The organism is Halorientalis persicus (genome assembly GCF_900110215.1).
Taxonomy (GTDB): Archaea; Halobacteriota; Halobacteria; order Halobacteriales; family Haloarculaceae; genus Halorientalis; species Halorientalis persica.
The window spans coordinates 1-11394 of sequence record NZ_FOCX01000059.1 but is presented as its reverse complement, the minus strand read 5'-3'; the positions used below and the strand labels follow the sequence as shown (position 1 = coordinate 11394).

Genomic DNA, 11394 nt, shown 5'->3' with positions numbered 1-11394 from the left:
GCGCGACGACATCGTCACACTCCGGACACTCAGCCCAGATGCCCTGTGTGCCGTCATCCTTCTCGTATTCGACGAGGAGCCACGTCTCGGGGATCGCCTCGCCACAGTCCGGACAGCGACCGAGTGATGATTCGTCGGTGCTCATACAGGGTGGAAGGAGCGTGTGACTGATTCCTTCCAAGTGATGGTGAAGCATCTTTAAATGTAAGTGTTCGGTAGACGCTCCCTCTAGAAGACACCGTGTTTCCGGTGAACGGGCTTGTCCACCACAGCTAAGAAACAGTCAACCGAAGCAAAGGAACAATGGGTGTCCGGACGGTTCTCACGCAGCTGTTGCTCGATGGTGGATCGGAAATTGTCGTTGAGTGTCGACATTGTGGAACTAGCGTATCGCCAGATACTGCCGAATGTCCCAACTGTGGAGCGTGTGAATTCTGCCGATACAAAATCCCCCAATAGCAGCTATCAGCTACCGTTGTACTGGAACATCTATACCCCTTTAGAAAAGAGGGTGTTCTCCCAATACATATTGAGAATTGATCTATTCCAAAAATAACGATTGACGGTCAGTATATGAACGGCCCACAGTGTCATCCACGAATCGACATCTAGCAACGGCCGCCGAAGCGTTACCCGTCGTTCGTCGTCGGTGGATCAGCTACGGTCGTCTATACGGGGCAATTCCACAGTTAGTGTGTTGGAAGGCGTGGCTTCATCGGCAGCGACGATCGTCACGTCGCCGCCGATCGACTCGATGATTAGGTCCGATTTGGGAACCACGAGATCGTCGCTGTGTTCCAGTCCCGTCTCTTCGCCAGTGTTGATAAATCTCCGTGCCCCCACTGGGAGTAGCGACTCCGATGCTACCAATTCCAGTGTCACGTGCTGCTCGTGGGTCTCGATGGCGAGTTCCACTGTCGACTCTTCGATGTGGGTGAGTACGCTGTCGAGCAACTGTGAGACTGCCCACAGTCCCCGACGACTTATTGCACAAGAGTCTGGTACGTCATTGACACTCATTGTCACCATCTCTCGATCGGTCACTTGATCGGACAGCTGAGAGAGAGCCTGCGTAATCGGTATCGAATCGAGTTGTTTGCTGCTGTTGGTTAGATTGGTCCGAATGTGGTTTGCTTCTTCACTCAAGCTAAGAAGACGGTCGGTGGCTCCTTGGATTTTGTCGATGGCCGTCTGGTGTTCACTGGGGCTGTCTGCAAGGTGTTCGGCCCAGCCGCTGATGATATTCAGTTCGTTTCGCAGATTGTGCCGTAACACTCTGTGGAGGACGTTCAGTTGCTGCGCCCGCTCCAGTCGATTAGAGATTTCAATTGCTGTCCCGATGATCCCAGAGAACGTCCCGTTTTGGTAGACTGGCATCGCGTACAGTTCCACTGGGATCCGTGACCCGTCTTGGGCCCGGTGAGTCGTCTTGTAGCCGTCGAGGATACCACCATCGAAAATCCGTTCGAACAGTCGGTCGAACTCGTCGTCTTCGATAAAGAGTGGGTATGATTTCCCTTGGACTGTGTCGAAATCGTATCCGAACGTTGTTTCAGCGGCCTGGTTCCAGCCCTCGACAGTTGCATCGGTGTCAAGAACGGCGACTGGAACTGGCAGTGCATCGAGCAACGTTTCGAGCCGACTGGTACTCGCTTCCAACCGACGTTCCCGCTCAAGCTGGGCGGTCACCTCACGAAATACACCGAGGATGAAAACACCAGTAGGCGTGTTCAATCGCTGAACGTTGATTTCGACGGGGATGTGCTGACCATCGGCTGTTTCGATATACAGTGGCTGGCCGTTCTGAAGGCGATTTACTCTGTCACCATCGATAGCGCGCTGGAACGCTTCGGTGTACGCTGCCATGTCCTCTGGTGGGTGGAGTTCCTGCTGGTGACGTCCAACGAGATCAGCAGGAGAGCAGTTGAACAACTCACCGGCAGTCGTGTTCGCTTCGACGATCTGGCCCGTGTCCGAACTGGCGACCAACACAGCGTCGGGGATGCTGTCGATGTCGATGTTGAGCGACAGTTCGGACGGGAAGTGACCATCACTTTCCGTTTCGTCTTGAGACATGGACTGTATGAATAGTTAGTGGCCCTCGTTACACAATAACAGAGTGCCAAACTCATTGGGTAGTTCTCACTGTCGTACCTGCACTGACCGATTCTCAGCCAGAAATCAGCCCCGATTGCTAACTGCACAGTGTAGATGCGTATTTCGCAGAGTGGTTCCGGAGCAATGGTCGCTATTTGATTCATGTACGACGTCGAATAGCCGTATTGAGCTGGCTTTTCGGGAGCCACTTATCGGAGAGGCTGAGTAGATCATCCCGGTGGTCAAACTTTCGTTCGTGCTCTCGAAACCGATCCACTAGTCGCTCGTGGCGGTCGGTATCGTCCTTTGTCCGTTCGATCCCCCTATTGAGAGAGTGCATCTTGTGTGCAAGTTCCATCAGTGGTCGAGCTACAGTGGACGATTCGAAGAGAATCGCGTCCTCAGTCTCGCTGGAGATACATCCAACGAATATCGTGGGCGTGGTCCTGTTCGTGGACTCGACCTTCTTCTCGGCCAGCCATTCCGGCAGTTGAACGAGGAGTTCCTCGGGGTCAAGGAGTCCTAATAACTGCCACAGTTGGCGAGTCCGCTGTTCGTTGAGGAGCCCCCGCTCTCGGGCTTTGTCAAGCGAGACATCGTAGTCAGAGAGGGTCTCTGAATGCCACTCACGAGCCAACGAGTCGTACTCAGTGTATTCGGTAATCAAGTCAGCCACTCCGTCACGAGAGGTGCTGCACATACATTAACTCTTGACCCCACAACTGGTCTGAACAGAGCCTGTAAGATGACCGGAATCAACGTGCGATACATGCTCGCTATTCAGCACGCTAGTGCTGGTAGAAGTATGGGTATCTCTGGTCAGTCTGTTATACCGTTTCCCTACACTGAGCGCGGAATCCTTTCTGAGGAGGTCAAAGCAACTGCTGGAAATGGTTCGATTACACGTCGAATTCCGATCGTGCTCGGATGACAGATTCACTGAACCCGAAAAGTCTGCCATGTTGAATAGCGCTCTCTGAGTTACGGTGAGACGATGCCAATCTTGAAACCACTAGCCTCAACCGCTCACAAGCCGGCTAAAATTCCAACCGCCCTGGCTAAGACCGCTATTCAACAGATCAGTCAACTCAACACTCAAGCGGAAATACGGCACGTTCGTCCGATCACGACGCTGGTGGAAGCAGTTCTATGAACTCGTTGTCAGCTATCTCACCCCACATTATCGACAAGGCCCTCTGAATAGTGAAGACCTACACGGTAAAGCCAAATAGGCCGTAACATTACTGTTTCTCGTCAGAAGCGCCGTGACCGAGACACGGATCTATCTCCCCCACCTTGTCACCCATCGTTTCAGCGGGAATACTGTAGAGACAAGATCATTCCAATCGGGCCCACAAAAGTAATTCGGGATGGCAGCTATCCGGTGTTTAACGGTTCTGTGTACAATTGGGTCGGATAGTGAATGGCACTATTCGGTCGTTTCAGCAGTTCTCTTGGTTCGTCTAATCGACCCGGACTCTTTCAACCGGGCGTATGCGACGCCAGTCATAAAGGAGGCAACACCCGTCAAGCCTACAATCCCAATAACGCTACTTTGGCTGATACCATGGTGCAGGATAACTGGATCCATGTGTTACAATCGGAGTAATGTACTCAACCAACATAATACTACCTAACTTTATCTAATACAATATTGGTTTCTCAAAGCTCATAGAAAACTTTGATCGGCACCAGTTGTTCTTATAACCGTCTGGTCACTCTCTCACCCAACTTATAAACAAGGGTAATCGTGAACGGTTGTTTCAGTGTAGTCATCATTACAGCTATGTTTCACGTCGAAACCGCTGAACGATCCGCTCACCACACGCGTGTGGATTGAGTTATCAAGCAACACATGGTGAAGTCCGGAGTAGGATAATAACTGTCCATATCGAATGACCGTTCGTGTTACTCTTCTATCTATTCGGACAGATTGAGTTCCGCGAACAGGCGTGTAGTAATGATTTGTTCGACGATATCAAGCAACTGTGCATCGTCGGACGTGTAGTCAGCAAAGAGACCGAGCGGGATTTCACCGCCCGCAACGTCCTGATGGCCACCGCCACTACCGACATCTTCGAACGCCTCATCCAGTAAATCACCGACGTTCACTCGTGCATCGGGTGACCGAGCACTGATCTGAATTGCGTCGTTGACGAGTCCAAACACGATGGCGGTCTGAACGCCCTCGAGTCTCACCAGATAATCGACGGCCTGTGGGAGCGCATCCCGTTCGGTCGTCCGGCCAACGTGAGAGATGAGTACCGCTCCGTTTATAATTCGATTGTCAATCGCGGTCGAGATCGCGTCGAGGGTTCCCCCAGACACTGACGGCGAGGAAAGCTGGCGGACCATCTCTTGATCCGCGTACTCGTGAAGATACCCCGACGCATCGTACTCCTTGGATGTCGCCCCGCGGAGGAAGTCGAGGGTGTCCGAACGGATAGCAAACAGGAGTGCTGTCGCGAGATCCGTATCCAGATCAATGTCGAGAGTGCGCACGTACTCTGTAAGGATCGTCGCAGCTGCTCCTAGTTCCTCACGATGATCGACGAACCGAGCGTCGATATCCTCGGCAGGATGGTGGTCGATCACGATATCAACGGCCGTGTCCGGGGGAACTGTGTTGTTCTCACCCGGGATGGAATGATCAACGAGTGCAAGTAACGAGTCCGGCTGACGGTTCTGGACGGTCGCCGAATCGAACGATTGGAGGTCGATGTCAAGGAGATTGACGAACGCTCGGTTTTGTTGGTGGGAAATCTCGCCACTGTAGAGGATCTGCTGTTCGTCGATGCCAGCCGCAGCCGCGATCCGACCCAATGCGAGTGCGCTCGCGAGACAATCCGGGTCGGGGTTATTGTGGCAAACGATGTTGAGATCGCTGCCCCCCTCGAGAAGGTCATCTAGCTGTTGTGGCTGACTCATACACTCAGATCTACACTCTCTGTAGAGTTACAGTACAGGATATGTCAAGATAAGTGTGTCGTATAGTAGTCATACAGGGGTGGTTGAGTACAAGATACGCGCTATGTATCTCGCACAGCTATTGGAATATTTCCCTGATCTGGCAGAATCCTCGACACTCAATGCGCATCCACACTGAGCAGCTGAGTGTCGCTTCAATCGTTGTCTCGCTAGTTCCCATTCAGCTCAATGGGGTAGAGCTGGCGTAGTTTGATCCGTGCGTCATCAGTGGTGAACTGCCAGTCAATGAATCGGTCAGCCGCGTTTCGATGCTCCTGCCACGCAGCGACCTCCGACCGGAGAGTCGCTGCGTCATAGATTCGACGGTTGAGACACTGGCGTTTGAGGACACCAATCTCGATTTCGGCCATATTCAGCCAACTGCCCTTCTTCGGGACGTAGTGAAACTCGAACCGATCAAGATATGCTTGGGCTTCGTCTGGTGGAAAGAATTGGTAGAAGCCAGCGGGCTTGTGGGTGTTGAGATGGTCCACCACAACCCGGATGCAGTCCGCATCCGGGTAGTGGACATCTGCGAGCTCAACCATCCTGTCGATCCATTCAGTGGTGCGTCTTCGTTCAGTTATTTCGACGGCGACCCACCCAGTCAGCGGTTCCGTAGCGAGATGGATTCGCTGTTTGCCGTTGCGTTCGTAGCGGTGATCGACACGGGCGACCGCTCCCGGTTCGGCCGGGAGCGGGTCGCTTTTGTGACCACGGAGTGCCTTACTTGACTCGTCGAAGCAGATGACAGGACGCTTCTCGTCGTAGGGTTCGTGATAGAGGTCAAGAACATCCTCCATGTGATAGACGAAATCAGCGTTCTGTTCGGGTGGAATCTCCCAGTAACTGGAGAGATGCGGTTTCAGGGCGTTTTTTTAGACGCTGTCTGACGGTTTCGTGAGAGATCGACTCGAAGTCGATCTCGTCGAGGGTGACGAGTTCGTCGGCAAGCAGGTGAAGCGTCCAGCGGGATTGTCCTTCTGGTGGTTCGCTGCAAGCCAGACGGATGAGGCGTGCCTCGGCTTTGCCGTCGAGCTTGCGTTCATACTCACGGTCGGGCTTGCGGCGATGAATCGCCGCGAGCCCTCGCTCACAGTAGTTTTTGCGTGCGTTGTATGGCGTTCCGATTGAGCAACCGACGTGCTCACAGATTTCAGCATCTGTGAGCCCGTCGTCAGCCTTCAGCAGAATGCGCGCCCGCGTGATGTCTTCGGCTTTGTGCTCACCAGTCGAGATAAACCATTCGAGCGTTCTCCGTTCCTCATCAGAGAGATCAACGATGTGCTGCTTTCGTCCCATTCCTGTAGATACGCGCTCAGAGAGCTTAAGCTAGCGAGTCTAGGTCTGAAGCTACACTTAGCAACCACACCCACAGTCTGATTCGTCGCTGTCCGACCTTTCGAAAAAGTCCCTGACGTTCGACGAAAGCTGATAAGCTTGACTCTCGCGTGATTCACTAGACTGCATTCCATTCGGTGCAATAGCTTGCACTAACGACTCGACAAGGAGTCCGACAGGCGCCGTTGAGTATTCCTCACCGCGGTACTGCCAGAGACGACAATCAACGTCACCCTCACATTCACAGAGGTCTCCACACGATTCGCAGGTGTTTTCAATATAGTCGGGCTGGATATCTCGGCCATTGACACGGATCGTCGGTGACACGGCAAGTTGGGTCGCTTCGGCGGCCTCCAACGTCGAGACGTGGATGTCTCTGACGGTTATGCTGACATCCAGTGCATCGAGAACCGGTTCAATCCGCTCAAGCGCCGCTTCGAGTGCATCTTCAGTCCCCATACATCGGTCGCAGGATTCGTTGTCCAGATAGAGGAAATCGACAGTAACCGTCCGTCGTGTATACTCTTCGGCTGCGGGCTGAATAATCGATACCGTCTTGCTGTCTGTGGGATCGTCCATCGCATTTCACCATATGGCTTGCTGGCTCTTATACTGTTCAGTAATTAGACATAAACGCACTTAGCGTATTGAAACCGCTTGGAGTGAGGGGAGATACCGAACGTATATTTCGCTATAGCGGCTGATACTACAGTAATGAGCGAGAGCGAGCAGTGGCAGGCAAAATGGCACGGGTTACAGGACATTCTCGGGCCGAAGTGGACGCTGCACATCCTTCGTCTCCTGTCAGAAGGGCCCCAGGGGTTCAACGGTATTCAGCGCGAACTCAATGGCTTGACCGCACCGATGCTCTCACAGCGGCTCAAAGAGCTTCGGTGTCATGGGCTCGTCGAGCGGATGGTAGCAGATACGACCCCTCCGACGACGACGTACTCACTGACCGAGCAGGGAACTGAAATCGCCACTCAGCTTCGAGAACTGGAACCGCTCGTCGAGTTACACGAACCTGGAGACGACCCAGAAACCGATGGCTGTTCGCCCACCTCGCAGGAGTGTCGCGACGAGGCCCTCACAACCGGATGCGTAACGGCTGTCGATCGATGTTGAATCCGACGTAAGACGTACTTTTTGTAGCAACAGGTGTTTCTCGGTGAGGACTACGAGAAATGACATCCGATGAACGCCGGAACGAGAACTAGCATCAGATAGCGAGCGTAATTTGACACGTCGATTTGTACCGTTTCAATACTCTACCGGACTATACAGGCTCTTCTGTCAGTGCGTCCGCGATATCGAGTAATTGCAGGACAGCTGTATCACCAATGCGGTAGTATGTCCACTTCCCCTGCCGGCGTGTTTTGACGAAGCCGGCGTCTTTGAGTTCTCGGAGGTGGCTCGCGACCGTCGATTGTGGGGCATCAAGGACGACCTGTAGCTCACACGCACAGAGTTCGCCATCCCTGAGGGCTTCGAGGATGCGAATCCGGTGTTGGTTTGCCAGCGCTTTGAACATCGTGAGCTGGCTTTCCACCTGTTCGTCGTCCGGAGCGAGTTCGAACAGCGACGTCAGTCGATTTTCCGGGTTCTCGTACAGTCGATCCAGTGTCTGTCGCGTCGATTCGGGTACTGAGTCAGTCATTCTCTCGTCTGTTTGGCTCCTTGGTCGCGTCTCCAGGGGAATACCTGCTCGTATTTCGGGTCGAGTCGTCCCGTCGGTCGTGGTGACGTGCTAGTAGACGTCCTCAATCTATAAATCGGTGATGTTCGATTTGACGAAAATCAGTTGGGGCACTCAGCTGGGCACGTCCTCGCGCAAAGCAATAGTCCGATCTGCTGTGTTACAGCAGCAGATTGAACAGGAGCCCGATAATCAGGATGCCTGTCGCGACCGTCGCTGCGAACGCGGCGATGAGCTCTTTTTTCATCACCTTCTTGAGGATCATGAACTGTGGGAGCGAAAGCGCGGCGACGGACATCATAAACGCGAGCCCCGTCCCGACGGGCAGTCCCTTCCCGATGAGCGATTCGACGACCGGAATGACGCCGAGGATATTCGTGTAGATCGGGACACCGACGGCGACCGCGCCGAAGACACCGAGCGGGCCGGACAGGTACTCGGTCACGATGGTCTGTGGAACGAAGCCGTGGATGACAGCGCCGAGTCCCACGCCTATCACGACGTACGGGATTATCTCTTTGATGATGTCTTTCGCCTCGACGTACGCCTGTCGTGCACGTTCTCTGTGCGTAGGCTCGTCGATGTCGACGTCCGAGTCGCCGAAATCGAATTCTTCGATATACTTCTCGAGGCCGGCCTTGTTCAGGACGAACCCGCTCGTCATGCCGATGGTGATACCGCTCACGGCGTACAGTGCCGTCAGTTCGAACCCGACGACACCGGGGAGAACGACGAGCGCAGCCTCGTTGATCATCGGGGAGACGGCGAGGAACGTCATCGTGACGCCGAAGGGGATGCCCGCGCCCACCATCCCGAGGAAGATCGGAATTGTCGAGCACGAGCAGAACGGCGAGACGATACCGAGCAGTGCAGCGAGGAGATAGCCAGTGATCGCTCGTTTGCCCGAGAGGTAGTCTCGAATCTTCTCTGGCGGGAAGTACGTCCGCAGGTAGCCCACGCCGAAGATGACCGCCACCAGCAGCGTGACGATCTTCAGCGTGTCGTAGACCCAGAAGTGGACTGCTGCTCTGGGTGCGCCAGTCAGGCCGAGCGTCTCGACGACCCAGGTCGCGAACTGCTCAAAGACCATCCTGTTACAGGCGCTCCTCGATGTACTCTTTCAGTTCGGCTTCAGGGGGGTTCGACCCAGTAAACACCATCTCGTCGTCGATCTCGAACCCGGGCGTCGACATGATGCCTTTCTCGGCGAGCTTCACGGTATCGCCTTCTTTCACGACATCGGCGTCAAATCCGTGCTCGTCGACGACATTCTGCGTCTTGTCTTTCAGGTTCGAACAGTTGCTACAGCCGTCTGGTCCGTAGATTGTGATCTTCATTGTATCCCTCTGACAGCTCTACTACCGGAAGTACCACTGAAACCATAGCCGCAGGCAACTGATCTCGTTCGGTCTGTGGTGGTCATGGTTCCACCGGAGTTTGGAGCTGCCATTCATATCGAAATTTCTCGGTTTGGCACAAGTACGTTTCGATTATATTCGATTCGTCTTTACTGCTGTCAGGAAGGTAATGGTAGATTTTGTTGAGATCGTGTTCTACCCTTAACCAGCTCAAGAAGGGCCCTAAAGTCATTTTAATACAAATATAGCGCATTTTCTATGCTAGATGAGTGGCTTTTACCCCAGGACACACGTATTGTCCAATACCGAATTGTTTGTAGCAAATTAAACAAACACTCTCAAATGATGTCTTCGAGCCAGAGGTCGCGCCGAACTGTCTTTCGACGAATTGCCCGACACTCGCACATCGAGTGGCCAGCGTACGATTCAACGCCGTTGTACGATCGAACATCAACGGCAGGACTAGAATCAGACGTTCGCATGGTTTCCGAGCAGTGGTTCAGACACGACGCCCACGAGTCGGTTGATGAGTTTGTCTGTTCAGTTCCGTTAACGTATTTCAGATTCGAAGCGCACGACTGCTACGCAGGCTCTATGTCCTACCATATGCAGACGCTGTTTCGCGTATTCCTCCTGAAAGAATGCCACGGCTGGGACCACGAGACCGCGCTCATCGAGTACCTCACCAAACATCCCGAACTCTGCGAACGGATCGGTTTGGAGTCAGTGCCCGATCAGTCAACCCTGTGGCGCAGCTGGCACCATCGGTTCACTACTGAACTCCAAGACACCGTCGAGACCGCAGCGCGAACGATCCTCATTAAAGCACAGAACGCAGGTGTCACGGTCCCGCGCGAACCAGAACGGCAGAGCCGCAGACACGGTACCGAGGAGGCGGAAATAGACCCCGATGACCAGACCGTATTAGAGCAGGCAGAAACAGTTACTGAGCGAGTCAGTGATGTTGCATTCCCTGCGTTCTCACTGGACCGAGGCGAGGGGTGTGAAATCCACGAGAACGCCTACTGGGACCTTCAGACGTATCTTGGCCTACGTGAGAACCTCGCCGTCAACGAAGGGGCTCGGAGCTTCATCCACGAGTCCAATCGGGAACGGACACCGCTCGGCCACGCACATCGCGAGCATCTCCGCGACCTCTCCATCGAACAAATGCGGGAGATGTATCGACAGGCAGTCGGCCGACTCTTGCACCGTGTCACAGAGACAGAGGAGTTCTTCCGAGCCGGCATCGTCGCCATCGATATTACCGAGTCCGACCCGTTCACCGGCGATCGAGCCGGCCACGAAGACGAGATTATCGGGACGAAGGAGAAAACCGACGAGTACGCCTATCAATGGGCGACAGTTCAGTTAGTCGGGAACGCTGTCCCGATTGTGCTGGACGCCCGGCCAGTTCGGAAAGGCGATACGCGCAAGGAGATCGTTGCGGACCTCTTGGATTCGGCAGAAGCGGCTGTACACGTCGATAACGTACTGATGGATCGGGAGTTCGACAGCCAGCATATCCTGGAGATGCTGAGTCAACGCGGACTGTCCTACGTCGTCCCGAAGCGGATGCAGACCAGCGAGAAAGCCCAGGCGAAACGACTTCTCAAGCGGGGAAAGGACCGGTACGAGACTGATCGAAAACTGCATCTCGGCGACAACGAGTGGCACTCGACGACGCTCATCTATCGCCGGAAAGAGGACTCCGAACACACCGATCATCGGCAGTACTCGGTGTTCATGACAAATCGGAAGAGTGGCCTTCTCTCGGAGTATGGCTACCGGTGGGAGATCGAGAGCGGGTACAAGTCGATCAAACGGTTCATGGCCGCCACAACGTCGAAGCACTTCGGACTACGGTTCTTCTACTTCGCGTTCGCGTGTTTGCTGTACTCGATCTGGCGGGCTGTGGACCTGCTGGTACAGGTA

The 11394-nt window shown here is 54.1% G+C and carries 12 protein-coding genes and 1 pseudogene; 4 read left to right on the top strand and 9 right to left on the bottom strand.

Annotated features, from left to right (window positions below; all coding sequences use genetic code 11):
• Both BMX17_RS27745 and BMX17_RS23810 read right to left on the bottom strand, forming a co-directional pair.
• The coding region (locus tag BMX17_RS27745; protein WP_170845554.1) for a DUF7837 family putative zinc-binding protein at positions 1 to 145 on the bottom strand (145 nt) is incomplete at its 3' end.
• Between the two features lie 509 nt (positions 146 to 654).
• A complete protein-coding gene (locus BMX17_RS23810) occupies positions 655 to 1962 on the bottom strand; it encodes a PAS domain-containing sensor histidine kinase (RefSeq protein WP_244515098.1) in 1308 nt (435 codons plus the stop codon).
• On the opposite strand from BMX17_RS23810, the gene BMX17_RS27415 reads away from it, so the two are divergent.
• Positions 1925 to 2047, top strand: a complete 123-nt coding sequence (locus BMX17_RS27415; RefSeq protein ID WP_280141438.1) for a hypothetical protein — start codon at positions 1925 to 1927, stop codon at positions 2045 to 2047. The genes BMX17_RS23810 and BMX17_RS27415 overlap by 38 nt on opposite strands.
• Before the next feature lie 210 nt (positions 2048 to 2257).
• Here the strand turns inward: BMX17_RS27415 and BMX17_RS23805 are convergent, their stop codons facing one another.
• Positions 2258 to 2773, bottom strand: coding sequence for a hypothetical protein (locus tag BMX17_RS23805; RefSeq protein WP_170845552.1), 516 nt, complete (start codon positions 2771 to 2773; stop codon positions 2258 to 2260).
• 397 nt (positions 2774 to 3170) lie between these two features.
• Here BMX17_RS23805 and BMX17_RS27150 point away from each other — a divergent pair.
• Positions 3171 to 3297 (top strand): annotated as a pseudogene (locus BMX17_RS27150) (IS5/IS1182 family transposase); the annotation flags it as partial.
• 720 nt (positions 3298 to 4017) lie between these two features.
• Here BMX17_RS27150 and BMX17_RS23800 read toward each other — a convergent pair.
• From BMX17_RS23800 to BMX17_RS23790, 3 genes are all read right to left on the bottom strand, one after another.
• Positions 4018 to 5025: a DHH family phosphoesterase gene (locus BMX17_RS23800; RefSeq protein WP_092664821.1), complete on the bottom strand. Its 1008-nt coding sequence runs from the start codon at positions 5023 to 5025 to the stop codon at positions 4018 to 4020.
• 209 nt (positions 5026 to 5234) lie between these two features.
• A protein-coding gene (locus tag BMX17_RS27650; protein ID WP_394327926.1) for an IS630 family transposase occupies positions 5235 to 6366 on the bottom strand; the annotation gives its coding sequence in 2 pieces (ribosomal slippage) (positions 5235 to 5943 and positions 5942 to 6366; 1134 coding nt in all).
• Between the two features lie 57 nt (positions 6367 to 6423).
• Positions 6424 to 6984 carry a DUF2703 domain-containing protein gene (locus BMX17_RS23790; protein ID WP_092664818.1) on the bottom strand — a complete coding sequence of 187 codons (561 nt, stop codon included), beginning with the start codon at positions 6982 to 6984 and terminating at the stop codon, positions 6424 to 6426.
• Positions 6985 to 7119: 135 nt separating this feature from the next.
• Between BMX17_RS23790 and BMX17_RS23785 the strand changes: the two genes are divergently transcribed.
• On the top strand, positions 7120 to 7530 hold the full coding sequence (locus BMX17_RS23785; protein ID WP_092664815.1) for a winged helix-turn-helix transcriptional regulator: 411 nt from the start codon (positions 7120 to 7122) through the stop codon (positions 7528 to 7530).
• Between the two features lie 151 nt (positions 7531 to 7681).
• Here BMX17_RS23785 and BMX17_RS23780 read toward each other — a convergent pair whose 3' ends face one another.
• From BMX17_RS23780 to BMX17_RS23770, 3 genes are all read right to left on the bottom strand, one after another.
• A complete protein-coding gene (locus BMX17_RS23780; RefSeq protein ID WP_092664812.1) occupies positions 7682 to 8062 on the bottom strand; it encodes an ArsR/SmtB family transcription factor in 381 nt (126 codons plus the stop codon).
• 199 nt (positions 8063 to 8261) lie between these two features.
• Entirely contained in the window at positions 8262 to 9191 is a 930-nt protein-coding gene (locus BMX17_RS23775; protein WP_092664809.1) for a permease, read from the bottom strand.
• A gap of 4 nt (positions 9192 to 9195) precedes the next feature.
• Complete coding sequence (locus BMX17_RS23770) at positions 9196 to 9438, bottom strand: thioredoxin family protein (RefSeq protein WP_092664806.1); 243 nt, start codon at positions 9436 to 9438, stop codon at positions 9196 to 9198.
• A 366-nt stretch (positions 9439 to 9804) separates the two neighbouring features.
• On the opposite strand from BMX17_RS23770, the gene BMX17_RS23765 reads away from it, so the two are divergent.
• Positions 9805 to 11394, top strand: a 1590-nt coding sequence (locus BMX17_RS23765; protein ID WP_092664830.1) for a transposase, incomplete at its 3' end; no start/stop codon positions are given.